The sequence below is a fragment of the uncultured Duncaniella sp. genome (assembly GCF_910578445.1).
Lineage (GTDB): Bacteria > Bacteroidota > Bacteroidia > Bacteroidales > Muribaculaceae > Duncaniella.
In genome coordinates, this window is the sequence record NZ_CAJTQC010000022.1 from 26,625 (window position 1) to 49,920 (window position 23,296).

General features: G+C 49.7%; 21 protein-coding genes and 1 pseudogene. 8 read left to right on the top strand and 14 right to left on the bottom strand.

From position 1 onward, the window contains the following. Position 1: 1 nt before the first annotated feature. The 6 genes from QZ311_RS09370 to QZ311_RS09395 form a co-directional block, all read right to left on the bottom strand. On the bottom strand, positions 2–952 hold the full coding sequence (locus QZ311_RS09370; RefSeq protein ID WP_297067012.1) for a hypothetical protein: 951 nt from the start codon (positions 950–952) through the stop codon (positions 2–4). Between the two features lie 104 nt (positions 953–1,056). After that, entirely contained in the window at positions 1,057–2,442 is a 1,386-nt protein-coding gene (purD, locus tag QZ311_RS09375; protein WP_297067013.1) for a phosphoribosylamine--glycine ligase, read from the bottom strand. Positions 2,443–2,483: 41 nt separating this feature from the next. Beyond that, on the bottom strand, positions 2,484–4,064 hold the full coding sequence (locus tag QZ311_RS09380; RefSeq protein WP_297067015.1) for a THUMP domain-containing protein: 1,581 nt from the start codon (positions 4,062–4,064) through the stop codon (positions 2,484–2,486). A gap of 127 nt (positions 4,065–4,191) precedes the next feature. Further along, positions 4,192–5,109: a serine acetyltransferase gene (locus QZ311_RS09385; protein WP_297067017.1), complete on the bottom strand. Its 918-nt coding sequence runs from the start codon at positions 5,107–5,109 to the stop codon at positions 4,192–4,194. A gap of 4 nt (positions 5,110–5,113) precedes the next feature. After that, complete coding sequence (locus QZ311_RS09390) at positions 5,114–5,866, bottom strand: potassium channel family protein (RefSeq protein WP_297067019.1); 753 nt, start codon at positions 5,864–5,866, stop codon at positions 5,114–5,116. Positions 5,867–6,115: 249 nt separating this feature from the next. Beyond that, positions 6,116–7,801: a tetratricopeptide repeat protein gene (locus tag QZ311_RS09395; RefSeq protein ID WP_297067021.1), complete on the bottom strand. Its 1,686-nt coding sequence runs from the start codon at positions 7,799–7,801 to the stop codon at positions 6,116–6,118. Between the two features lie 252 nt (positions 7,802–8,053). On the opposite strand from QZ311_RS09395, the gene speA reads away from it, so the two are divergent. The 3 genes from speA to QZ311_RS09410 are packed head-to-tail and all read left to right on the top strand — an operon-like array spanning position 8,054 to position 11,644. Then, positions 8,054–9,955, top strand: coding sequence for a biosynthetic arginine decarboxylase (speA, locus tag QZ311_RS09400; protein WP_297067022.1), 1,902 nt, complete (start codon positions 8,054–8,056; stop codon positions 9,953–9,955). Positions 9,956–9,981: 26 nt separating this feature from the next. Beyond that, positions 9,982–10,701: a tRNA pseudouridine(38-40) synthase TruA gene (gene truA / locus QZ311_RS09405; RefSeq protein ID WP_297067050.1), complete on the top strand. Its 720-nt coding sequence runs from the start codon at positions 9,982–9,984 to the stop codon at positions 10,699–10,701. 28 nt (positions 10,702–10,729) lie between these two features. Then, positions 10,730–11,644 (top strand): glutaminase, encoded by a 915-nt coding sequence (locus tag QZ311_RS09410; RefSeq protein ID WP_297067024.1) that lies wholly within the window; start codon positions 10,730–10,732, stop codon positions 11,642–11,644. On the opposite strand, the gene QZ311_RS09415 is transcribed toward QZ311_RS09410, so the two are convergent. From QZ311_RS09415 to QZ311_RS09425, 3 genes are all read right to left on the bottom strand, one after another. Continuing rightward, positions 11,633–12,010, bottom strand: a complete 378-nt coding sequence (locus QZ311_RS09415; RefSeq protein WP_297067027.1) for a HepT-like ribonuclease domain-containing protein — start codon at positions 12,008–12,010, stop codon at positions 11,633–11,635. The genes QZ311_RS09410 and QZ311_RS09415 overlap by 12 nt on opposite strands. After that, entirely contained in the window at positions 11,997–12,293 is a 297-nt protein-coding gene (locus tag QZ311_RS09420) for a nucleotidyltransferase family protein (RefSeq protein ID WP_297067029.1), read from the bottom strand. Before QZ311_RS09420 ends, QZ311_RS09415 begins: the two co-directional genes overlap by 14 nt. Positions 12,294–12,418: 125 nt before the next feature. Then, entirely contained in the window at positions 12,419–14,080 is a 1,662-nt protein-coding gene (locus QZ311_RS09425; RefSeq protein WP_297067030.1) for a putative transporter, read from the bottom strand. A 121-nt stretch (positions 14,081–14,201) separates the two neighbouring features. On the opposite strand from QZ311_RS09425, the gene prfB reads away from it, so the two are divergent. From prfB to QZ311_RS09440, 3 genes are all read left to right on the top strand, one after another. Next, positions 14,202–15,318, top strand: a protein-coding gene (gene prfB, locus QZ311_RS09430; protein WP_289633378.1) for a peptide chain release factor 2 whose coding sequence is annotated in 2 segments (ribosomal slippage) — positions 14,202–14,264 and positions 14,266–15,318 — 1,116 coding nt in all. Because the reading frame shifts where the segments join, the coding sequence is not laid out codon by codon here. Positions 15,319–15,628: 310 nt separating this feature from the next. Beyond that, positions 15,629–16,231 (top strand): outer membrane beta-barrel protein, encoded by a 603-nt coding sequence (locus QZ311_RS09435; protein ID WP_297067033.1) that lies wholly within the window; start codon positions 15,629–15,631, stop codon positions 16,229–16,231. A gap of 245 nt (positions 16,232–16,476) precedes the next feature. Further along, positions 16,477–17,124 carry a hypothetical protein gene (locus tag QZ311_RS09440; protein WP_297067035.1) on the top strand — a complete coding sequence of 216 codons (648 nt, stop codon included), beginning with the start codon at positions 16,477–16,479 and terminating at the stop codon, positions 17,122–17,124. 184 nt (positions 17,125–17,308) lie between these two features. On the opposite strand, the gene QZ311_RS09445 is transcribed toward QZ311_RS09440, so the two are convergent. The 3 genes from QZ311_RS09445 to QZ311_RS09455 all read right to left on the bottom strand — a co-directional run bounded on the left by QZ311_RS09445 (position 17,309) and on the right by QZ311_RS09455 (position 21,536). Further along, on the bottom strand, positions 17,309–18,748 hold the full coding sequence (locus QZ311_RS09445; protein ID WP_297067053.1) for an alanine/glycine:cation symporter family protein: 1,440 nt from the start codon (positions 18,746–18,748) through the stop codon (positions 17,309–17,311). A gap of 148 nt (positions 18,749–18,896) precedes the next feature. Further along, positions 18,897–20,645 (bottom strand): phospho-sugar mutase, encoded by a 1,749-nt coding sequence (locus QZ311_RS09450; RefSeq protein ID WP_297067037.1) that lies wholly within the window; start codon positions 20,643–20,645, stop codon positions 18,897–18,899. A 321-nt stretch (positions 20,646–20,966) separates the two neighbouring features. Beyond that, positions 20,967–21,536, bottom strand: a complete 570-nt coding sequence (locus QZ311_RS09455; protein WP_297067039.1) for a hypothetical protein — start codon at positions 21,534–21,536, stop codon at positions 20,967–20,969. 204 nt (positions 21,537–21,740) lie between these two features. Between QZ311_RS09455 and QZ311_RS09460 the strand changes: the two are divergent. Together QZ311_RS09460 and QZ311_RS09465 are read left to right on the top strand one after the other, a co-directional pair. Beyond that, positions 21,741–21,881: pseudogene (locus QZ311_RS09460) on the top strand (IS4 family transposase); the annotation flags it as partial. A 286-nt stretch (positions 21,882–22,167) separates the two neighbouring features. Further along, positions 22,168–22,434 (top strand): hypothetical protein, encoded by a 267-nt coding sequence (locus QZ311_RS09465; RefSeq protein WP_297067041.1) that lies wholly within the window; start codon positions 22,168–22,170, stop codon positions 22,432–22,434. 103 nt (positions 22,435–22,537) lie between these two features. Here the strand turns inward: QZ311_RS09465 and QZ311_RS09470 are convergent, their stop codons facing one another. Together QZ311_RS09470 and QZ311_RS09475 are read right to left on the bottom strand one after the other, a co-directional pair. Then, positions 22,538–22,696, bottom strand: coding sequence for a hypothetical protein (locus QZ311_RS09470; protein WP_297067043.1), 159 nt, complete (start codon positions 22,694–22,696; stop codon positions 22,538–22,540). A 17-nt stretch (positions 22,697–22,713) separates the two neighbouring features. Next, entirely contained in the window at positions 22,714–23,235 is a 522-nt protein-coding gene (locus tag QZ311_RS09475; protein ID WP_363323606.1) for a DUF4249 family protein, read from the bottom strand. Between the last annotated feature and the right edge of the window lie 61 nt (positions 23,236–23,296).

The following is a 23,296-nucleotide window of genomic DNA, read 5'->3' on the forward strand; positions in this document are numbered from 1 at the left end:
CTTAAGATGGTATTGTGGTCAGCATAGCCCATGTGTAGATTGCGAGATAGGCTATGGACAGAGATGTCACAACAATATATCCGCGTCGCATGACTGTCAGTCTGAAAAAGTGACCGACCTGAAAGGCGACGCAGGCGTTGAGCAGAGTCACATAGAATGCGATATTCGTGAAATTGACTATTGCGAAGACACCTGTGGCGATGGAAAGCAGCGAGATAAAACCGTTGAACGCCCTCGCCTGAGCATTAAACCCGATGATTTTAAACAGGTTGAAGCTGCCGAGGAAAAAACCGGCGATAAGTGTGAGCGCAACAGCCGCAAGAAGAGGCCAGTTTTCGGACGGTGACAGCAGCAGTGACGGAGGAGTGAAAATCAGTTGCGGTATTTCGGGTTTCGGAGCAAGGTCAAGTCCCCATACAATCCATGCCGGAGTGATGTTGCCGATGATGGCCGCAAGGATTTTCTTGAAGCGGAATATCCGCATCTGTCCAAGCCCGGCGATGAAGATAGGGATATAGAGCGCGAAGGTATATTCCACAAGCTGTCCGAGCCCGATGAGAAAAAACGCAAGAAAAATTCTGCGGTTACTCGGGCCGGTGTTGTAGACGCTGAACATAAGCCACACAGCGCCCATGATGAGCAGTCCGAGGATGGAGGATGCGGTGAACTGCCCCATGACCGCAGGAACGCAGGCCATCGTGAGAGTGAAGTAGCCTGCGAAAAACACCGATGTGGTGCGCAACAGATTGAAGTGGCGGTTGATGAGTATCATCACCGTTCCTGTCGCAAGGACTGCAACAATGTTGGTCCACATTGAAATCCACGGATCAGCCAGCCATTCGGCCGGTGTGGGGAACGCAATTGTACGGAAGTCGGTAATCTTAGGGATTTTGCCGAAAGCGTAGGCTTGGACTGTCATGAAAATGGCCGCGAGGGCAAGGATTATTGCCATGCCCCGCGACCGTATTATTCGTGTAAATGTGACTTCCTTTCGGGTCATACTATAGGATAATTTGGAGTTTGAGAGGGGAGAGAGGCTGGCGCTGCAGACGGCGCTTACGAGAGCTTCTTCAGGTCAAGGCCGATGTCGCGGCGCATGTATTTTCCTGCGAAGTTCACGGTGTCGGCTGCCGCATAGCTGTTGGCGAGGGCTTCGTCGATATCCTTGCCGTAGGCGCTGCATGCTATGACACGGCCACCTGAGGTCACAAGTTCGCCATCGTCGGCACGGCTTGTGCCTGCGTGGAAAAGGATTGCATTGACTGCATCTTCAGCACCTGTGATGACCTCGCCCTTGGCATAGCTGCCGGGATAACCGCCGGAAACAACCATGACGGTTGTGGCGAAACGCGGGTCTTCGGCAAGCGGCATGTCGCCGAGATTGCCACGGCCTGCGGCTTCGAGCAGCGGGAGAAGGTCGGAAGCGATGCGGAGCATAACGACTTCGGTCTCGGGGTCGCCCATGCGGACGTTGTATTCAATCACCATCGGTTCGCCTTCGACTTCAATAAGGCCGAGGAATATGAAACCGCGGTAAGTGATGCCTTCGGCGATCAGACCGTTGACGGTCGGGAGGATTATACGTTCCTCTACCTTGCGCATGAACTCTTCGTCGGCAAACACGACAGGGCTGACTGCACCCATGCCGCCTGTGTTAGGACCTGTGTCGCCTTCGCCGATGCGTTTGTAATCCTTGGCGACCGGGAGAATGCGGTAGCCGCCGTTTCCGTCGGTAAGCACGAATACCGAACATTCGATGCCTTTGAGGAATTCCTCGATGACGACTGTGGCTGACGATTTGCCGAACATTCCTCCGAGCATTTCACGCAGAGATGCCTTGGCTTCGTCGAGAGAGTCGATGATCAGCACGCCCTTACCTGCGGCAAGGCCATCGGCCTTAAGGACGTAGGGAGCTTTGAGAGTCTCAAGGAATTTGCATCCCTCTTCGACGGTCTCGGCAGTGAAGCTCTGATAGCGGGCTGTGGGAATCGAATGGCGTACCATGAACTGCTTGGCGAAATCCTTGCTTCCCTCAAGAGCCGCACCGGCTTTTGACGGTCCTACGATGACAGGTGCGCCCTCCTTGCCGTCGAAGTAATCGAAGATACCGGCTACGAGCGGGTCTTCGTTGCCTACGACAATCATGTCAACATTCTTCTCGGCTACAAAATCGGCTATGGCCTTGAAATCAAGAGGCGAAATGCTGACATTTTCACCGTAAGCTCCTGTGCCACCGTTGCCGGGTGCGATATAGAGTTTTTCAAGACGTGGAGACAGAGATATTTTCCAAGCAAGCGCACATTCGCGGCCTCCGGAACCGAGCAGGAGCACCGTGAGTTTTTCGTGCTGCTGTGTGAGTGTTTCGCCGGCGTTGAACGGACTCTTTTCAGGGGCGTTGCTTAAGGGGTGACGAATCGAGTTGAGGTTTTGTTGGATTGACATGACCGGTTATTTAGATGTGATTGTGAGGTGGTTTATTTTCGTTAATCATTGTTAGTGTTGTCGCTGTCTGAGCTCTGAGAGCCGGTGTCGGGACGCTTCCAGCGGCGGCGTGTACGCATGAACGGGCCTTCGGATGCAGGAATCGAGGGGCGTTTCGGAGATTCGCCGAGCGATTTGAGCGCATGCGGATTGCGGTGGCGCGAGAGCAGCTGTTCGGCTTCGCTCTGTGCCGCGGTCTCTTCCTTGAACTTGCGGCGGCGTTCCTCGTTGCGGGCATATCCTCCCTTCTTGGGACGGTATCTGTCTTCAAGCGGATTTGATTTGTGGCGCGACGGAGCTGCTTCCTTTCCACCCATGCCTTTTGAGCGGGCATCGCGTTTCCACTCGCTGTCGCTTTTGCGTGTCGGGCGTTTGCGGTCGGGACGGTTGACGGGCGCTTCCTTCAGCACTCCGCCTTCTTTGCGGAAATCGCTCTTAGTGCCTTCGAAGATGATATATTCGCGGAGCTCGCAGTCGAGACCGCCGTTCTGCATCTCTTCCTTTGTGGAGGGGCTTAGGCCGATGGCGGTAAGATAGTCGATGTTTGACGAGATTACCCATGCGTGGTAGCCGAGGAATACGCGCTTGAGCTTGTTGCCGATCAGCTTGTAGAGCTGCTCCATGTCCTGAGAGTTGATGCGCTCGCCGTAAGGAGGATTGGTGATGAGCACACCGGGCTTTCCGTCGGCAGGAGCTGCGTCCCACTGCTGGAGCGATTTAATGCGGAGATTGACATACTCGTCGACTCCGGCTGCAAGAATGTTGCGCTCGGCGATTGCGACAGCCTTGGGGGAAACGTCTGCACCATAGATTTTGAAGGGAAGGTCGCGGCGTTCGGAGTTCTCCTCCATGATTTTTTCGAAGAGTTCGGCATCGTAGTCGTGCCAGTGTTCAAACGCAAACCCCTTGCGGTAGCTTCCGGGCTTGATGTTGGCGGCTATCATGGCTGCTTCCACGAGGAAAGTTCCTGATCCGCACATCGGGTCGACGAACGGGCAGTCGCCGCGCCATCCGCTCTTGAGGATTATGCCTGCGGCGAGCACTTCGTTGATGGGGGCTTCGGTCTGAGCCTCGCGCCATCCGCGCTTGTGGAGCGATTCGCCCGATGAGTTGAGCGAAAGGGTCACACGGTCGCCGTCGATGTGTACGTTGAGCATGACATCGGCATCGTTGAGACGCACGCCGGGGCGCTTGTCAGGACCGAAACGGTCTTTGAAATAATCGACAATCGCATCCTTCACGCGATATGTCACAAAGCGCGAGTGAGTGAACTCCGAGGAGTGGGTGGTGGTGTCGATTGAAAAAGTCTTTTCAAGAGTGAGCACATCGCTCCAGTTGTACTCCTTGACCATTTCATAGAGTGAATCGGCATCCTTTGCGATGAACTTGTAGATGGGTTTAAGGATGCAGAGGGCTGTGCGGCAACAGATGTTTGCACGATAGAGCATTGCGAGGTCACCCTCGAAGGAAACCATGCGGCGTCCGGGCTCGACATTGACCGCTCCGAGTTCGCGGAGTTCGTCGGCGAGTACTTCCTCAAGACCTTTGAATGTCTTGGCGACCATTTCAAAACGATGTTCCATTCTTTTTTTGACTTTCTGTATTATTCTATTCTTTACTGCTATATTTTCTGATTTTCCTATGATGGAGAGTGTTGTCCGTGGTTGCTTCCGGGGCTTCGCTCCGGGAATCGGACGGCGAAAAAGGCTGTCAGCGCGTGGAGCGGAAATTGTCGGCGCGGGCCTGAATGAGTTTTTCGCCCGGCGCTACATCGCGTGTCACCCAGAGGTTACCGCCGATGACGGCATCATCGCCGATGGTGATGCGTCCGAGTATGGTCGAGTTGGAGTAGATGACCACATTGTTGCCGATAATAGGGTGGCGCGGTATGCCTTTGACTGGATTGTTGGAGTCGTCGGTGACGAAACTCTTTGCTCCGAGAGTGACTCCCTGATATATTTTCACATTGTCGCCGATGATTGCGGTCGCTCCGATGACAACTCCTGTACCATGGTCAATGACAAAGCTTTTTCCGATGGACGCACCGGGATGGATGTCGATTCCGGTAGCCGAGTGGGCGAGTTCGGTAATCATGCGCGGGACGATGGGGACTTGAAGCTGCTGCAGGCGGTGGGCGATGCGGTAGCTGATGGTGGCGCGGAAGCCCGGATAACAGGCTATGATTTCGTGGGTGGAGACAGCCGCCGGATCACCGAGATAGGTCGCGTCGATGTCGGTGTCGAGTATCCGGCGGAGTTCCGGGAGGCTCTCGATGAAGGCGTCGGCATCGGAGACGGCCTGCTTGTGGATTTCCTCTATGGAAGATTTGCGGTTGTCGCGGTCGAAACAGAGTCCGGCAGCAATCTGGCGCGATAGAAGTTCATGGAGTTCGTGACATTCGAGGGTCATGACAGCACGCATGACAGACTGTCCCCGGTAGCTTTCGGTGAAAAATCCGGGAAACATGAGGCGTGAGGCCAGCTCCACGATACGGCATACTTCAGTGTTTGAGAGAAGTGGCTCTCCTTCACCTCCGCGGGTCGGGCATACGTGGCGCATTTCGTCGATGCTGCACAGGTGTCCTATCACCCGGTCGATGCCTGGCCGATTGGTCAATGTCTGTTCCATTATTTCAGTTATGCTGTGACGCGTTGTGCATTTCATCCTGACTGATGTCGGATTGGTCTGCAAAGTTACTATTTTTTTGAGTGCGGTGTGAATTTATTGCCGATAAAATTTTATGGGTTTTGGTGTACTGGCGGATTAGAGCTGTGATATATACAGTGAACAGTGGAAACATGATGATTCCTCCGACTGAAAGGATACATCCGAGGATTTTTCCTGTGACTGTGACAGGATAGATGTCGCATCCGAGTGTCGTGGCGTTCATACAGGCCCACCAGAGCGCGAGTCCGAAGTTGGTCACTGCCGTGTTGACTCCGCTTTCGCAGTAGTAGAACAGCAGGCTGCCGAGATAGATGAAAGAGGCGAGCGATACGATGTAGGACATGAGGAAGGAGGTCAGTTTGTTTTCGGAAATAGCGCCGACTACAATCGTCATGGCCATTACTCCGCGCGCAAGGGGGATGAAGCGGACGAAAAACAGCTGCTCAGGTGTAAGATGGATCTGTAGGATGTCAATCAGGTTGAGGTAGGGGATTGACAGGAGGAAATACAGGAAGTGGGAGCGCACGTAGCTCCAGCGGTTGGCTGACAGTGTGAGTTCAATGAAGAAATCGGCCATAAAGATGACGCATACCCAGAACTGGAATGTCATGTAGCGTCGGCTTTCAAGGAAATTGACTCCCGTGAATGTGTCGACTGATATGAAGACTATCAGTAGTATGGAGAGGATGATTATGATCCACCGTAGTGTGTCGATCATATATTTCCTGATTTTATCTTTTCCCTCGGAGGCCATGTTGTTTTAAAGGATTAAGTATTAAGTGTTAAGTGTTAAGTATTAAGTACGAAGTACAAAGTACAAGGTGGGACGTGAGTTATAGAAATAACGTTGGTGATGGCCGGTTGGTTGAGGTGGCGAGGGGGATAAAAACAGTTCACCCGCATCCGACATTGGTATCGGATGCGGGTGATTCGTACTATTGCAGGCTCTTCAGCCGATAGTCTCTAATTAGAGAACTGAAGAGATGTTAAAGCGTGAGAATTCAAGGTCGTTTGCAGCCTGCTTTGCAAGGCTGTTGTCGAGCTTGATGGCCTGACGGAGGTTAGAGAGAACTGTCTGCTCGTTGTTGGTGCGAGCGCCGAGAACTGCCATGAGGTAGTAGGTAGTAGCGTCGGGGTTCTTGATTGCAGAAAGAGTGTTCTTAGCCTTGCTGTAGTCCTTGCTGAGGAGCTGAGCGAGAGCAGCGTTGTTGCTCTTGTCGTTGCCGAAAGCCTTTACAGCGGCGTTGACGTCACCCTGCTGGAGGTAGTAAACACCGAGTGCAGAACCGAGTTCGGGGAGACCGCCGGCCTTGCCGAATGCCTGGTTAGCAGCCTTGAAGTCGTTGTTGAGAAGAGCTACGAGACCCTGATTCATCTGAGCTTCAGCAGAAGAGGGGTTGAGGCTTGAAGCCTTCTTGAATGCGTTCTGAGCACCGTTGTAGTCACCCTGCTGATAGAGGACGTTACCGAGGTTGTTGAAGCCGCGGAAGTCGTTGGGGTAAACCTTTGTAGCTGCTGTGTAGATAGCCTTCTGACGGTTGAGGTCGTCGGTAAGGGTTGCAGCATAGAGGAGTTCGTCAACAGTGAGTGAAGAAGGATTGGTGTTGAAAGCCTGATCGATTTCAGCATCGCTCTTGCCGATAACGTCGACAGAAGCTGTGAGGCGAGAGTAACGGAGACGGGGGAGGATAGTTTCGGCGAGTTCGTCGAATACGCTTGTCATGTTGCGGATTTCACGGTCGCGTACTTCGGGATCCTGATACATCTTGAGGACGCTGAGGATGAGGTCCTTGTCCTGAATGTTGCTTTCAGAAACGAGCTTCTGGAAGCCTTCCCAGTCTTCGGGAGTGAAGTTGGCGGTAAGTTCGCCGAATTCAGTGATGTTGTCTTTCTTGAGTTTCTTTTCGAGATAACCCTTGGTGTTTGTCTCACGCTTTTCAGCGAGCTTTGCGTTGAATGCGTAAGGACCGTCGGGCGAAGCGTAAGACTCGATGTTGAGTTCTTTGATTTCGCGGTTCTTGTCGGCGTTGGCAGCAGCAACGTTTTCGTTCCAAGCCTTCATTTCAGCAGAGTTGAGCTGGCTGTCGCGGAGGTTTGCAACGTTGATAAGGAAGAGAATGTCAGCCTTATACTTTTCGTTGATGATGCGCTGGAATTTGTCGGGAGCGATTGCGGGATCTACAGAAGCTGCATCGGCGATAGCTGCAGTGGCGATAACGCCGTCAGCAACTTTCACGCGGGGAAGGACATACTGTTTGCCTTTCTGGTCAACGGTAAATCCGAGGTAAAGCTCAGAACGCTGCATTTCGGGCTGGTAAACGTAGTTTACGGGTATTGTCACAGTTCCGCCATTGTCATAAGAGATGACACGGTTGTTGCCACGTACTTTCTCACCTTGGAATGTCATTGAGTTGCCTGCGACTTCCTGGTTGTCAAATGTAAGGTAGGGAGTAACAGTGACAGTAGCATTCTTCACGAAAAATTTCGGGGGAATGTTGCCTGTTACGGTAGCGGGTACGTTCTGACCCACAACTTCGAGGGGGTTAGGGTTGGTTGTGAAGTAATCAGCAGCGAACTGATTCATCTTCTTTCCGCAACCGGTCAGCATGACTGCAGAGCCGAGAAGCACAGAAAAAGCGATTTTTTTGTCCATAGCAAAAAATGTAGTTATAGTTGAATACGAATATACGTTGAAAATTTAAACGGACGCAATTCAGTAGCAAAGATACAACCTTTATTGTAAATATACCAAATTTATGAAAATAATTGTGTGAAAAATGGATGATTTCGTAAATAAGTTGTACTTTTGCTTGTTGGATAACCGCATCGCTACGGTTTCCTGTATTAAAAAACTGTTTGTTTTTATCGATTTTTCCACGAATATAATTTTAAGAGACAACAGCCGATGAGAAAATGGCGAATTGAAGACAGTGAGGAACTGTATAACATTCAAGGATGGGGACGTAAATATTTCTCCATTAACGAAAAGGGTAATGTAGCCGTGACACCCCGTGAGGGTTATGCCTCGGTGGATCTGCGTGAGGTTATGGACGAGCTTCAGGTTCGCGACATAACTTCGCCGGTGCTATTGCGTTTCCCCGACATTCTTGACAACCGTATCGAAAAGATTTCAAACTGCTTTTCGGTCGCTTCAAAGGAGTATGACTACAAGGCTCAGAACTATATCATCTATCCCATCAAGGTGAACCAGATGCGTCCGGTGGTCGAGGAGATTGTCACTCACGGTGAAAAATTCAATATCGGTCTCGAAGCCGGGTCAAAGCCTGAACTCCATGCGGTGCTTGCCACGAATATCAAGGAAAATGCCCTTATAATCTGTAACGGATACAAGGACCAGACTTATATCGAGCTTGCGCTTCTTGCCCAGAAAATGGGTCGCCGTATATATATAGTGGTGGAAAAGCTCAATGAACTGCGCATCATCTCGGAAGTGGCGAAGCGAATGGGCATAGAGCCGAATGTCGGTATCCGTATCAAGCTGGCCTCGTCAGGCTCGGGCAAGTGGGAGACCAGCGGTGGCGATGTGTCGAAGTTCGGACTGAATTCGTCGGAGCTTCTTGAAGCGCTTGACTATATGGAGCGCAACAAGATGAAAAATTGTCTGAAGCTCATTCACTTCCATATCGGCAGCCAGATTACCAAAATCCGCCGTATAAAGACGGCTATCCGTGAGGCGGCACAGTTCTACGTGCAGCTCACTCAGATGGGATTCGACATTGACTTCATGGATATAGGCGGCGGTCTCGGTGTCGACTATGACGGCACACGCAATTCAGCGTCGGGCAGTTCGATGAACTACAGCATTCAGGAGTATGCCAACGACGCTGTGTCGACCATCGTCGACGCATGTCTCAAAAACGGAATAAAGCAGCCCAACATCATCAACGAGAGCGGACGTTCGCTGACGGCTCATCACTCGGTGCTGGTGTTCGAGGTGCTTGAGACCACGCAGCTCCCGATATGGAAAGATTCGAAAGATATTGATGAGTCTGACCATGAGCTGGCCAAGGAGCTTTACGGAATCTGGGACAAGCTTGATCAGCAGCGCATTCTCGAAAGCTGGCACGATGCTCTCCAGATTCGTGAGGAGGCTCTTGACCTGTTCAGCCTCGGCATGCTCGACCTCCGCACCCGCGCTCAGATCGAGGAGCTTTTCTGGAGCATAGCCCGTGAGGTCGGTGACATAGCCGCCGGCATGAAGCATGCCCCCGAAGAGCTGCGCAAGGTGGCGAAGATGGTCCCCGACAAATATTTCTGTAATTTCTCGCTCTTCCAGTCGCTCACCGACTCTTGGGCGATTGATCAGGTGTTCCCGATCATCCCCTTGTCGCGCCTTGACGAGAAGCCTACCCGCACATGTACGCTTCAGGACATCACATGCGACAGCGACGGCAAGATTTCAAACTTCATATCGACCCACGGCGGTGTGGCCAATTCGCTTCCAGTCCATCCGGTGAAGGCCAATGAGCCATATTATCTCGGTGTGTTCCTCGTCGGAGCTTATCAGGAAATCCTCGGCGACATGCACAATCTGTTTGGCGACACGAATGCTGTACATATCTCCGTCTACAAGGACCGTTATGAAATCGACCGTATCATCGACGGTGAGACGGTGGCCGATGTGCTCGACTATGTGCAGTTCAATCCCAAGAAGCTTGTGCGCAATGTCGAGGCTTGGGTGACAGCCTCAATGAAGGCCGGCAAGATTACTCCCGACGAGGGTCGTGAGTTCCTGAGCAACTACCGTTCGGGTCTTTACGGTTACACTTACATAGAAAAAGATTGACCGCTGTGGGACAGACGAGATATTTCATGCGTCTGGCCTACCGTGGCGCTCCGTTCCATGGCTGGCAGTGCCAGCCCGGCGAGGTGACAGTGCAGTCCGTTATCGAGGCTGCACTGTCGACTGTTATGCGCACTGACATGAAGATTGTCGGGGCCGGACGGACTGACACCGGGGTCAACGCCCGCATGATGGTGGCACATTTTGATGTCGATTCGCCTTTGGCCGATCCGGCAAAGCTCGTCAGAAACCTGAATGCTATTGTCGGGAAGGACATTGCCATTGAAGAAATCTATGAGGTCGAGCCGGACAAGCATGCCCGTTTTGACGCCACGTCGCGCACATATCACTACTATGCCGTCACATCGAAGTCGCCTTTTTTCTATCCGTTGAGCTGGAAAGCACCTGAAGGGCTGGATTTCGAGAAGATGAACGAGGCCGCAGCAATATTGCTTGAAACTTCCGACTTCACGTCGTTTGCCAAACTTCACACCGATGCCAAGACCAATATATGCCGTGTGACCAAGGCGCGGTGGGAGAGAGTCGGGGTTGACGGATGGGTGTTTGTCATCACCGCCGACCGTTTCCTGCGCAATATGGTGAGGGCTGTGGTCGGCACGCTTGTTGAGGTTGGCCGTGGTAAGATGTCGGTCAGCCAGTTTGCCGAAGTGATTGCGAAGCGTGACCGTTGCGCCGCAGGGACTTCGATGCCCGGCCATGCGCTCTATCTGTGGGAAGTGACATATTGACAATGTTTTTTTACACGCTCTTTGTTCTATGAACTACGAGGAAGTATTAGAGAAGATTGCCGGAGAGATTGAGCCTCTTCGCTCTGTAGGTCGGCAAGCCGATTATATCCCGGCGCTTGCAAAAGTCAATCCCGACCGTTTCGGAATCTGTATAACTACGGTCGACGGTCAGTTTTTCGAACGTGGAGATGTGGACGAACGTTTTTCAATTCAGAGTGTCACAAAGGTCTTTTCTCTTTCAATGGCTCTATCGCTCATGGGCGAGAAGCTTTGGGAAAGAGTCGGGAAAGAGCCTTCGGGTGCGGCTTTCAACTCTCTGATACAGCTTGAACTTGACAGGGGCATACCGCGTAATCCTTTCATCAACGCCGGGGCTATCGTGCTTGCCGACGTGCTTATGTCGGCGCTTGGCAACCCGGAGGCCGATTATATTGCTTTCGTGCGCGATATAGCGGGGGACGACACGGTGGGTTATGACCGTGATGTGGCTGCCTCGGAGCGCGAGAAGGGCTATATCAACGCCGCCATAGCCAATATGCTTAAATATTACGATAATCTTGACAACGACATCGAGGAGGTGTTGCGCTTTTATTTCCTCCAGTGTTCGGTTGAGATGAGCTGTCGTCAGCTTTCGCGCGCTTTCCTTCCATTTGCCGACCGTAAGTCGGATTTTGCGTTCGGCAACGTCCGGCTGACATCATCGCAGGTCAAGAGAATAAATGCCGTGATGCAGACATGCGGTTTCTATAATGATGCCGGTGAATATTCCTATCTTGTCGGATTGCCGGGTAAAAGCGGTGTCGGCGGAGGCATTGGTGCTGTCTATCCCGGGCGTTATTCTGTGGCTACGTGGAGTCCGCGACTGAATGAAAAGGGTAATTCCGTCATGGGTATGAAGGCGCTCGAACTGCTCACCACCTATACGAGCGAATCAATTTTCTAAAGTATTTCTCAAAAAGACTATGGCTTCGCGAAGTTCCGCGAGGTCATTTTTTATGACATCACAGACGATTTCAGCATCAATATCGAAATATCCGTGTGCTATATGGTCGCGCATGCCCATCACATCCGACCATGGGATTTCATCCCTGAGAGTCAGGAACGAGCCGGAGGTACGGCGGTCGATTTTCTTAAGACCCTCACCGATGGCAGCCAGAAGCATGCTTGATGCCGCGAGGGTTTTCATGCCCTCGGGAGAACACAGGTAGTCATCACCGCATGTTATGTCGGTGTTCCACTGCTCCAGATTGTCAATGGCATCAACTATCTGTGTCAGAATCTGGTTGACAAGGGTCTTATCGAATGACATAAATCGCGTCGCGGTCTATTTCAGATTTAAGATAAGGATTCAGACTCTTTCGCAATCTTACAATGTCGACAGAGTTGCCTAAAACTGATTCAAGAAAACGTTTCAGCCTTATGACAAGATACATGCGCGGTTCCATGTCGACACATATGTCAATATCACTCCCTTCTTTCTGTTCATCTCTGGCAACAGAGCCGAAAATACATAGCGACCTGACCCCGAATTCATTTTTAATTGTCGGGGAAAGCTGTTCGAGCTGTTTTATGTATTCATGTTTAGATTTCATCTTATGAGGAGTGACAGTTATGACGGCTCTAAAGATACAACAAAAAATTGTATATTAGGGTTTTATTGCCGTAAAATCTTAAGAAGATGTTCAACTGCTTAAAACATCTTCTTAAGATTGCATTTTTATATGAAGAAAAGTATTATCAACTGGGCGATGATGACGCGGCAGAACATCGACATCGGATAGACGGTGGCGTAGCTTACGGTTGCGTAGTCGCCGGGGATGATGTCGTTGGCATAGTTGAGAGCCATCGGATTGGCCATGCTTCCGCAGAGCATTCCGCAGGTCAGACCGAAATCGAGGCGGAACAGTTTCATGGCCACTGCTCCCATGATGAGCACCGGGATTACGGTGATGAGGAAGCCGAGACCTATCCACATCAGGCCTTCGGAACGCATGATGGTGTCGAGGAACTGCGCTCCCGCATCGAGACCGAGACAGGCGAGGTAGAGCGACAGGCCTATGCCACGCAGCATGAGGTTGGCACTGCGGGTGGTGTAGGTGACCAGACGGAACTGCGGACCGAAGCGTCCGATGAGTATCCCGACGATGATCGGTCCTCCTGCCAGACCGAGTTTTATAGGAGTCGATATGCCCGGTATAGCGATGGGAATCGAGCCGAGTACCAGACCGAGCACAATACCGATGAAGATTGCCCCGAGATTGGGGTCTTTAAGCTTTATGGCCGAATTGCCGAGAGTCTGTTCGACTTTTTCGATGTCGGCGGCGCTTCCGACCACGGTGAGTGTGTCGCCAAGCTGGAGTATCAGTTCCGGGGTGGCTACGAGGTGAAGACCGCTGCGGGTGATGCGGCTGATGTTGATGTGATACTGGTTGCGGAGGCGCAACGAGCCGAGTTTCTTTCCGTTGATTGACGGACGGCTGACTATGATGCGTCGCGAAATCAACTGATTGTCGATTGAGTTCCAGTCGATGTCTTTCTTGTTCCAGTCGCGGGCCTCCTGTTTGCCGAAAAGCACCTTTAGTTTCGGGGAATCAGTCTGGGTGGTGATGACGAGCAGATGGTCGTCCTTGTGGAGAATTGTGCTTGAGTCGGGGATAATGACGGTGTCGTTTCTCCAGAGGCGTGAAATGACGAATTTCGTCTTTACGAGCGATGTGATGTCTCTGACGCTCATGTCGTAGATGGCCGGATTGCAGATTTTGAACTCCGCGATGAACGTAGAGTCTGTCTCTTCGGGTTCTGACGAGAGTGGTGTCCCCGGCCTGATGAGCACCTTGCGCATGGCTATTATGGCAAGAATCACGCCGACGACGCCGAGCGGATAGGTGACGGCGCAGCTGAGGGCAGCCCCGTTGGCCGAGCGTCCGAGCTGTTCGAGTGCCTGCTGTGCCGCGCCGAGGGCAGGAGTGTTGGTGGTGGCTCCGCAGAGCAGGCCTGTCGCCTCACCGATAGGGACTCCGAGGAAGATGCTGAAGAGCACGGCCATGAGTGTTCCGATGACGATGACTCCCAGTCCGAGCAGATTGAGCTGCATGCCACCCTTGCGGAAAGAGCTGAAAAAGCCCGGGCCGACTTTCAGACCGAGTTCGTAGACGAACAGTACGAGTCCGAGATTCTCCGTGTAGTGGAGAATTGTCGGGTCGATCGACAGGCCGATGTGGCCGGCAAGGATTCCTGCGAAAAACACGAATGTCACACCGAGCGAGATACCCCACACCCGGATTTTGCCAAGGGCAAGCCCGACCGCGATTATTATCGAGATTATAATCACGGCCTGAAGCGCCGAATGGCTCATAAATATGTCTGAAAACCATTGCATGCTGCAAAATTAGTAAATAATGCGTAAATTTGCAGACGAGATAACTACGTAAGTGATTCTTCGGAATTGATTTTTTGAAGAATTGCTTAAATTTTTTAACCAAGTTTCAGCCGTAACACATATGATTACTCAGGAACAATTAAAAGAGACTTTTGAGCGCAAGCTGGCGCTGAGGAGGTATCTTTGACATCGACAGCAAGAAAATTCAAGTAGAGGAGGAAGAACTCCGCACTCATGTGCCCGACTTCTGGGAGCACCCGAAGGAAGCGCAGGCGCAGATGAAAAAAATCAAGGACATTCAGGCTTGGATCGACGGTTACGAGGAAATCGACAAGACTGTCAACGAACTCCAGCTCGCATGGGATTTTCTCAAAGAGGGTCTCGTGGAGGAAAGCGAAATCGATGCGCTCTATGCCGACGCGATTACCAAAATCGAGAATCTTGAGCTCCGCAACATGCTCCGTCGCGAGGAGGATAAGCTCGGAGTTGTGCTTAAAATCAATTCCGGTGCAGGTGGCACGGAGAGTCAGGACTGGGCTTCGATGCTCATGCGCATGTATCTGCGCTGGTGTGAGAGCCACGGCTACAAGACCTCGATTGCCAACCTTCTCGAAGGTGATGAGGCAGGCATAAAGTCATGCACCATCAACGTCGAAGGCGATTTTGCCTACGGCTATCTCAAGAGCGAGAACGGTGTCCACCGTCTCGTCCGCGTGTCGCCCTACAATGCACAGGGCAAGCGCATGACTTCGTTTGCGTCGGTGTTTGTCACCCCGCTTGTCGACGACACCATCGAAGTCAAGGTAGACCCGGCGCTCCTTTCGTGGGACACCTTCCGTTCGGGTGGCGCAGGCGGTCAGAACGTCAACAAGGTGGAGTCGGGTGTCCGTCTCCGCTATCAGTTCACCGACCCCTACACCGGTGAGCAGGAGGAAATCCTCATCGAGAACACCGAGACGCGCGACCAGCCCAAGAACAAGGAGAACGCCATGCGTCAGCTCCGCTCGATACTCTACGACAAGGAGCTGCAACACCGCCTTCAGGAGCAGGCTAAGATTGAGGCCGGCAAGATGAAAATCGAATGGGGCTCGCAGATTCGCAGCTACGTGTTCGACGACCGTCGTGTCAAGGATCACCGCACCAACTATCAGACTTCCGACGTCAACGGAGTCATGGACGGCGACCTCGACGCTTTCATCAAAGCCTACCTCATGGAATTCGCCGCCACGGAGGAGTAAAATAATTGATGTCAATAAACGAATAGCGCCTGATAAATCATTTATCGGACGCTATTCTTTTATTGATTAAATCGTTATAAATTTGAATTTTAGAGGAATTGCATAAATTTAAATATTTCTTTATTTTTGTGTCGAAATAATAGTATTTATTAGGATTAAATTTATTCAGCACTTTCAACAGCGGCTTATAGTACAAACTATTTGGTATAATAGGGCGTGACAATGACGTTGCATGGCGAGCTACGGTGGGAAAGACCGAGTCTTGCTGTAATTACTCGATAGACATATGCGTTATATACTGTTTTATATTTTGTTTCTTCTCCCTTTTGCCGGGAAAGCGTGGGAGAGCGATGACGTACAGACCGGGAGAATGGTCAGATGGGGTGTCAAACCGTCGTTCAACATTAACATCCCCGGAGGCTGGACATCAAAGGATGTGACAATCAGCTATGGAGGCGGAATCGGAGGTGTATGCAATATCTCTTGGCCGTCAAACTGGTACTTCGAGCCGGGTGTATCGTTTGATGTCGATGGTATGAAGTTGAAAACAGGCGATGAGGTTGGCAGTGAGATGAGTCTGACCCGGTGTTCCGTCTCAACGTCTCTGACCGGTGGCTATCTGTTTGAGATAGACGACCTGTTGAATATCGCTCCGTTGGCCGGAGTGGAGTTCTCTTATTTTTTCAGCAATCATGCTTCGAATGTGCCTGACGGTTTGGCGAATGATATGGATGATGTGTGGAAACCGGTGAATCTTTCCTGCGGTGTCGGATTTGATATTGTCAGAGATAACATATCGATTGGAGTTATGGGGTATTTCGGCCTGATAGATATGAAAAAGAGGAACTGTCCGGTCAGCTCCTCAGAATTGTTTGCCAACAGAGTAAAGGTCTCTGTGAAATATTATTTCTGACCACGGCCCGTTTACTCCCGGCACTCGGTTTCGTGGGCGATTTCGGAGGGGCGATGAGCGGTAGGCTAATGAAAGGCGCATACAACCGTGGACAATGGCATATGCTACCGTATACAAGTGTATATCAAAACAATATTTATTTAGTTAAATTTATTTAAAGTGTATTAGCGTAGTTTGTATAGTTATAAAATATTTATAATTTAGCTCAAAATCAACTTATTGACTATAAGCCTAAATTATCAAAAATGGGAAAAAACAGATTATTAGTTTTAATATCATCTATGTTTTTAATGATGATATTATGTTCTTCATGCGAGAAAGAGGAATTTTGGAGTGATACATATTATTGGGATGGAGATGAAAAAGTTGCAATCAAACCGATTGGGAACAAATCATATGTAGCTTATCAGACATCAGATGAAGATAAGTTAATTGCCGAACTGTCAAAGAATGGATTATCGCTTACGAAAGTTATGAAAGGAAACTTATTGTCCTCTTTTGATTCTCCTTCTGAAGAAGCGCAATTATTGCTCAGTGACTATAAAACAGCTATAATTGAAGGCGATTGCCGTAAATTGGAATCTGTTCGACCCTATACTATATGTTGTATGTCTTGTTATTTACGATTGAGTGACGGAAGGGAGCTGACTCCTGACTTTTTGTTTTTTGCTAAATTGAAATCCGGTTCAGACTCCAAACAAGTTGAGAAATTAGCAAAAAAATATAATGTAGTCATTGTCGGGGTTGATGATTTTATTAATTGTCATGAATTGGTTTGTACCAATGAATCAAAAGGTAACTCAATTGAAATTGCCAATAAGTTTTATGAGAGCGGGTTGTTCGAATATGCAATTCCTAATATCAGCGGATTGGGCGAAATTACTAACTTTTAAGAAATAAAGGTATTAGATATTTTAGAATAAGCCCGGTTATTATTACGTTTATTTTTACCGTTTTGTCGGGGAGTTGTACAGATTAATTATATTAGGAGATATTATAATTATATAAGAGCCTAAACAGCCACAGGCACTATTCCTGCCTGTGGCTGTTTTATGTAGATGTATTCGATATTCCCGTTCACTCCCAGCACTCGGTTTCGTGGGCGATTTCGGGGATTGTCGATGAGCGGTAGACGGGGTCGAGGCCGCGGCGACGCTGGTCGCGGTAGTCCTTGAGCAGACGCACTGCATATTTGCCGAGCATGACGATGGCGGCGAGGTTGCAGAGAGTCATGAGCGCCATGGTGATGTCAGCAAATCCCCACACGAGGTCGAGCGACATGACCGCGCCGGCATAGACGATGCCTCCGACGAGCAGACGGTAGACGTTGATTATGGTGTCGTTGTTGCGGATAAAGCGGATGTTGGTCTCGCCGTAATAGTAGTTGGCTATGATGCTTGTGAATGCGAAAAAGAATATCGCGATGCTGACGAACGTAGAGCCGATGCCCGAATCCGTGCCGAGTCCTGCGTCGATGGCGTGTTGCGTGAGCACGATGCCGTCGTGACCGTCCATGAAGATGCCGCTGCAGAGGATGATGAATGCTGTTGCGGTGCAGACAAGGAGGGTGTCGGTGTAGACACCGAGGGTCTGTATGAGCCCCTGTTTCACCGGGTGGCTGACCGAGGCTGTCGCGGCGGCGTTTGGTGTCGAGCCTTCACCGGCCTCGTTGCTGAAAAGTCCGCGTTTGATACCCATGACCATTGCTGCGCCGATGCTGCCGCCGAGCGCCTCGTCAAATCCGAAGGCGTTTCTGACAATCATGGCCATGACGGCCGGAAAATGGGTGATGTTGATTGCGATTATTATGACGGCCAGAATGATGTAGGCCACGGCCATGAACGGGACAACGATTTCGCTGAATCTCGACACGCGCTGCACTCCGCCCCAGATGACAATCAGGGTCAGTAGACAGAGTGTCCATGCAGTCAGTTCGCGAGGTATGGCGAAGGAGCTGTTGAGAGCGTCGGCAATGGTGTTGGACTGTACGGAGTTGAACGCAAAGCCAAACGTGAGGGTGATGAGCACAGCGAAGGTGACCGCCCACCAGCGCTTGTGGAGTCCTTTGAGTATATAGTAGGCCGGACCGCCCATAAACGATTTCTCTCCCTTGACCTTGAAAAGCTGTGCGAGTGTCGATTCGACAAAGGCGCTCGCAGCACCGAGTATGGCGATGACCCACATCCAGAACACCGCTCCCGGGCCGCCGAGGGCAATGGCTGTCCCGACACCGGCGAGGTTGCCTGTGCCGACGCGTGAGGCTATCGATAGGGCGAATGCCTGAAATGAACTGATAGAGCCGTGGGCCGGAGCGTCGTTGGCTCGGCGGTCGTTGTCGCGCTTGCCTGAGCGCACGAGCAGGCGGCACATCTCTCCGACCATTCTGAACTGCACCCCGCGGGTGGCGAAGGTGAAAAACACGGCTACTGCAAGCAGCACGGTGACCATGACATAGTCAGTAAGCACTCCGCTGATTGCGGAGACGATATTTTCGAGCATTGTAGGTTCTGTAGTCATCATATTTCTACAAAGTTACAAATTTTTTATCAACGACAGCCATAAAACGCCACATGCAATACTGTAAAAAAAGGAAATCCATCAGCAACCGAGGAGTGGTCGCTGATGGATTTCTTTATTTTAAGTTTGTAAATTACGTAAGTGACTTTTATGCGATGCCGAGATCCTTTTTGAGAGCTTCGATCTTAGCTTCGGCGAGCTTGCCACACTTGTCGTAGTCTTCGGGTTTCTCCATGGGGACTTTGACTTCCATGTAGAACTTGATTTTAGGTTCTGTTCCTGAAGGACGTACAGATACTTTCGATCCGTCTTCAGTGAAATACTGGAGCACGTTTGAAGTGCAGGGGAAGTCAAGCTTTTCGTTGGGCTTGCCGTCGGTGTGGATGAGGTCGAGTGTTGCGTAGTCCTTGATTACAGTAACAGGGCTTCCTGCGAGAGACTTCGGCGGGTTCTCGCGGAACTGCTTCATGAGCGCCTGAATTTCTTCAGCACCGCTCTTGCCGGGACGAACGACAGAGACACCTACTTCATGGCTGAAACCATACTTCATATAGATGTCGGCGAGCATAGCCTGGAAGTCCATACCCTTGTCTTTTGCCCAAGCGCAAGCCTCGGCCATGAGTGAGCAGGCCGACACTGCATCCTTGTCGCGGACAAATGTTTCGGCGAGGAAGCCGTAGCTTTCTTCACCGCCTCCGAGGTAGCGGAGCACATCTTCATTGTCGCGCATGACGGCGGCAATCCATTTGAAGCCGGTGTAGCAGTCGTAGAGGCGAACGTTCATCGCGTCGCAGATTGCCTTGATGGTTTCGGTGGTGACGATAGTCTTCACTGCGAATTCGTTGCCCTTGAGCAGACCGAGCTCCTTGTTGCGGGTGATGATGTAGTTGAGGAGAATCATCACGATCTGGTTGCCGTTAAGAAGCACGTATTCACCGCTGTTGTCGCGAATCACACAGCCGATTCGGTCAGCGTCGGGGTCAGATGCCATAACGATGTCGGCATTGACTTCCTTGGCCTTTGCAATGGCCATTGCCATGGCAGAGGGGACTTCGGGGTTGGGCGATTCAACTGTGGGGAATTTACCGCTGGGGATGTCCTGCTCGGGAACGTGGATGATGTTGGTGAAGCCGAAGTTGCGGAGCGAGTCGGGGATGAGTTCTACGCCTGTTCCGTGGATTGGAGTATAGACGATCTTAAGATCCTTGTGACGCTCGATTACATCCGGGCTGAGTGAAAGACCCTTGATTTTTTCAAGATAAATCTTGTCGACATCAGCGCCGATAATCTGGATTTTAGACTTGTCGCCGTCAAACTTGATGTCCTCACGCTTGATATTGTTTACGTGGTTGATGATATTGACATCGTGGGGAGCGATAATCTGAGCGCCGTCTTCCCAGTAAGCCTTGTAACCGTTGTAGATTTTCGGGTTGTGTGATGCTGTGATGTTCACACCGCTCTGGCAACCGAAATGACGGATGGCGAACGAGAGTTCGGGAGTCGGACGGAAGCTGTCGAAGAGATATACCTTGATACCGTTGGCCGAGAAGATGTCGGCAACGATTTCAGCGAACTTGCGCGAATTGTTGCGCACGTCGTGGCCTACGGCAACGCTGATTTCAGGAAGATCCTTGAAGTTTTCCTTAAGATAGTTGGCGAGACCCTGAGTGGCAGCGCCGACAGTGTAGATATTCATGCGGTTAGTGCCGGCTCCCATGATGCCACGGAGGCCGCCAGTGCCGAATTCGAGATCTTTATAGAAACTTTCGATTAGCTCGGTTTTATCCTCAGCATCGAGCATGCGTTTTACTTCAGTGCGAGTTTCCTCGTCATAACCGTCACCGAGCCAGATTTGAGCTTTGGCGGTGACTTCTTTCAATAATTGTTCGTTTTCCATATATTTTTAGGGGTTAATTTTTGTTTTTCCGCTTCCGGCACAGCCGTAAGCATTGGTATCAGCTTTATTCACTACTTTAATGAAAGGATTATTCCTGTCAGTAATTTTAGAATTGTGATTAAGGCAAATTTACAGCCTTTTGTGGAAATAACAAAGAAATCGGGATAAAAATGTTAAAGCACTGTCTAAAATTGGTTAAGTAAATCTTAAAAATGAAATGTAGCTGGTTTGGTGTATCCTGTGGAGAACATAAAGATATGAATCTCAAATTTTGTCATATATCTAACGGTGAAGATTAAGCCAGATTTGTTGATAGGACAATCACTCTTTCGTCCAAATACAATTCCAGTTGTTAAGGGGTGAGACTTCGACTCCTGTCATGGGATTGTCAAAATGAGTGTCCGAGAATCGTGATTTATCCTGTTTACCTAAGATATGTTCTATACGTATACAGGCAATAGATTTTTCCAATGATTCGGTACATGGTCTTCTTTCCCAACCGTAAAGATACCAATGATGAAGTCCATACACTATCTCAATCATCTGCTTTGCAGTGAGGATATAAAAGTCCACATCTAAAGATTCCAACTCTTTGACGTGTACGAATACCCACGGACCTGTAATAGCTTTTTTCAAGTATTCGAGATCGGTTGCCTGCTTGGAACTCATACCAATCGATATATTAGAATTAATTCCTTGGAATGTGGTTTTGACTTGAATACAGGCAACCTCCGAGGAATCAATTCCATTTTGACAATATAAGTCAATACCTTTAAAGTTGTTAATTGAGCTGTTTACGTTGACTGTTGGCCATCCATGAGCAATGAGATGTGCACTCACTAGTTGCTCGCCTATTGCGCATTTCATTTGTTTTGTTAATTTGATTTCCATATGGATTATTGATTTATTAGGTGTTAAGTTTCTGTTTTAGGACATGATAAAATTAGAAAATAAGCTGTTAAATACTTTTGTTATTAGGCGGTTGTGCATGTGCAAATCCCTAAATTAGTAATTACAAGGAAAAGATTGGCCACTTTTTCTTATTAAAATACTAATTCCAAGAACTTGATTAAAGTTAACCAAATCCTTCTTATTATGCAAGAATATTTTGGAAAATCAATGAATCAGGCTCGCATAAAGCTTATTCCACTGCTCATCCACGCTTTTTGCGTGGTTCAGACCTTCAGTCTTTATAAGTTTATGGCTGCTATGCCGGGTGCTGCAAAAAGAGATTCCACCGACTCCAAAGGTCTCACCGAATATGTTTTGACAATATTATTGGATGACCGTCGGTTATATTCCTGAAGTTTAGTAAGAGTCAAAAAAAATCAACAGGAATTAAACAAAAATATGATAAAGATTGTTGTGTTTAAAGATTGTTTGCGTCGCGCTGCAATCTGTTCGAGTATGAGCTACAAACCGCAATTATATATAAAGTATATAAATAGAAACGGCGGGGAGTAAGATTCCTCACCGTTTCCAAATAAAAATAACAGGCCGGAGGGCCGTCTAAAATCAATTTATGGATAAGCAAGCAATATCACTTACATGTTTTATTTTTCTTTCGGTGGTTGGTTCGATATGCGCTATGTTGCCATCAGGAGGAGCTGATGTGTCATCGTCGCGCAACGCTTCGTATGTAGCAAAGAACCGGACTAATATTATTAAAGATTCAGTGGTTTCCGGGCTTCACGGCATATCGGATAATGCCCCGGAGGCTTTTAACGCATCCCTGAATTTTGATTTTAAGGCCGAGCAGCGCCACTTGGAGCTGGCATCGCTCTGGTGATTAACGTCAGTATTTCCTTACATATACTAAAAAGAAGTCCACTACACGGCCATCGTGCAGCGGACTTCGTGTCCGACGGGTGGAAATTATCTGTCTGATACCGCTATTTGCCGACAGGTTGTGTGATGCTGACGGTTGCCGGTTGGTTACCGTAGGGTAGCGAGAAGGTGGTCCGTCCGCATGCGGAGAGACACAGGCTTGCAAAAGCAAGGAGGATAGCGAGGGTCACAAGGGTGACCCGGTGTCGACGGTTGGTATTCATAATCGTTGTTATAGATATTATCTTAAAAATTCATGTGAGTCAGCCGGCTGCCACGTAAGGGTCTCACCTTCGTCGGGATTTTCAAGCCAGTCTGTCTCGATGAGGTTTCCTGCGCCGAGCACGCCGAAGCCATTGGCTATATTGGTGTAGTGGCTGCGTATCGGAGCGAGGCCGTTCTGACCAAGCTCGTTGTTGCTGATGTCGTTGAGCGATTTCAGGAAGTTGTATAGCTCAGGCGAAAGGCGGTAGAGGCAGACCTTATAGGGACGTTCAGTCTGCCCCTCATCATCTGATGGATTATTCCGCTCAAGGTTCGTGTTGAGCCGCATGGTGTAGTCTTTTCCCTGAATCTGATTGTCAGACCAGATATAGAGGTTTTCATAATAGAAATAATCGAAATCGAAGGTTGCATCGAGCCCGACTTTGTTGTTGAGCAACGGTTCTTGCGACAGATCAAGATTTGAGAACTCGGTGACGGTTTCGGTGTGCATTATCGTATCGCCTGTTGCAAAATCGATTGAGTAGGAATGAAATTTCATTTTATGCCAATATTGTCCTAAACGTTTTGGGCAAAAATAAAAATAGGAAGTAGTTACTAAG

Excerpts from the sequence above, each read along its gene's own strand:
- QZ311_RS09370 (WP_297067012.1), bottom strand. The coding sequence starts at position 952 with ATGGCAATAATCCTTGCCCTCGCGGCCATTTTCATGACAGTCCAAGCC.
- purD (WP_297067013.1), bottom strand. The coding sequence starts at position 2,442 with ATGTCAATCCAACAAAACCTCAACTCGATTCGTCACCCCTTAAGCAAC.
- QZ311_RS09380 (WP_297067015.1), bottom strand. The coding sequence starts at position 4,064 with ATGGAACATCGTTTTGAAATGGTCGCCAAGACATTCAAAGGTCTTGAG.
- QZ311_RS09385 (WP_297067017.1), bottom strand. The coding sequence starts at position 5,109 with ATGGAACAGACATTGACCAATCGGCCAGGCATCGACCGGGTGATAGGA.
- QZ311_RS09390 (WP_297067019.1), bottom strand. The coding sequence starts at position 5,866 with ATGATCGACACACTACGGTGGATCATAATCATCCTCTCCATACTACTG.
- QZ311_RS09395 (WP_297067021.1), bottom strand. The coding sequence starts at position 7,801 with ATGGACAAAAAAATCGCTTTTTCTGTGCTTCTCGGCTCTGCAGTCATG.
- speA (WP_297067022.1), top strand. The coding sequence starts at position 8,054 with ATGAGAAAATGGCGAATTGAAGACAGTGAGGAACTGTATAACATTCAA.
- truA (WP_297067050.1), top strand. The coding sequence starts at position 9,982 with ATGCGTCTGGCCTACCGTGGCGCTCCGTTCCATGGCTGGCAGTGCCAG.
- QZ311_RS09410 (WP_297067024.1), top strand. The coding sequence starts at position 10,730 with ATGAACTACGAGGAAGTATTAGAGAAGATTGCCGGAGAGATTGAGCCT.
- QZ311_RS09415 (WP_297067027.1), bottom strand. The coding sequence starts at position 12,010 with ATGTCATTCGATAAGACCCTTGTCAACCAGATTCTGACACAGATAGTT.
- QZ311_RS09420 (WP_297067029.1), bottom strand. The coding sequence starts at position 12,293 with ATGAAATCTAAACATGAATACATAAAACAGCTCGAACAGCTTTCCCCG.
- QZ311_RS09425 (WP_297067030.1), bottom strand. The coding sequence starts at position 14,080 with ATGCAATGGTTTTCAGACATATTTATGAGCCATTCGGCGCTTCAGGCC.
- QZ311_RS09440 (WP_297067035.1), top strand. The coding sequence starts at position 16,477 with ATGGGAAAAAACAGATTATTAGTTTTAATATCATCTATGTTTTTAATG.
- QZ311_RS09445 (WP_297067053.1), bottom strand. The coding sequence starts at position 18,748 with ATGACTACAGAACCTACAATGCTCGAAAATATCGTCTCCGCAATCAGC.
- QZ311_RS09450 (WP_297067037.1), bottom strand. The coding sequence starts at position 20,645 with ATGGAAAACGAACAATTATTGAAAGAAGTCACCGCCAAAGCTCAAATC.
- QZ311_RS09455 (WP_297067039.1), bottom strand. The coding sequence starts at position 21,536 with ATGGAAATCAAATTAACAAAACAAATGAAATGCGCAATAGGCGAGCAA.
- QZ311_RS09465 (WP_297067041.1), top strand. The coding sequence starts at position 22,168 with ATGGATAAGCAAGCAATATCACTTACATGTTTTATTTTTCTTTCGGTG.
- QZ311_RS09470 (WP_297067043.1), bottom strand. The coding sequence starts at position 22,696 with ATGAATACCAACCGTCGACACCGGGTCACCCTTGTGACCCTCGCTATC.
- QZ311_RS09475 (WP_363323606.1), bottom strand. The coding sequence starts at position 23,235 with ATGAAATTTCATTCCTACTCAATCGATTTTGCAACAGGCGATACGATA.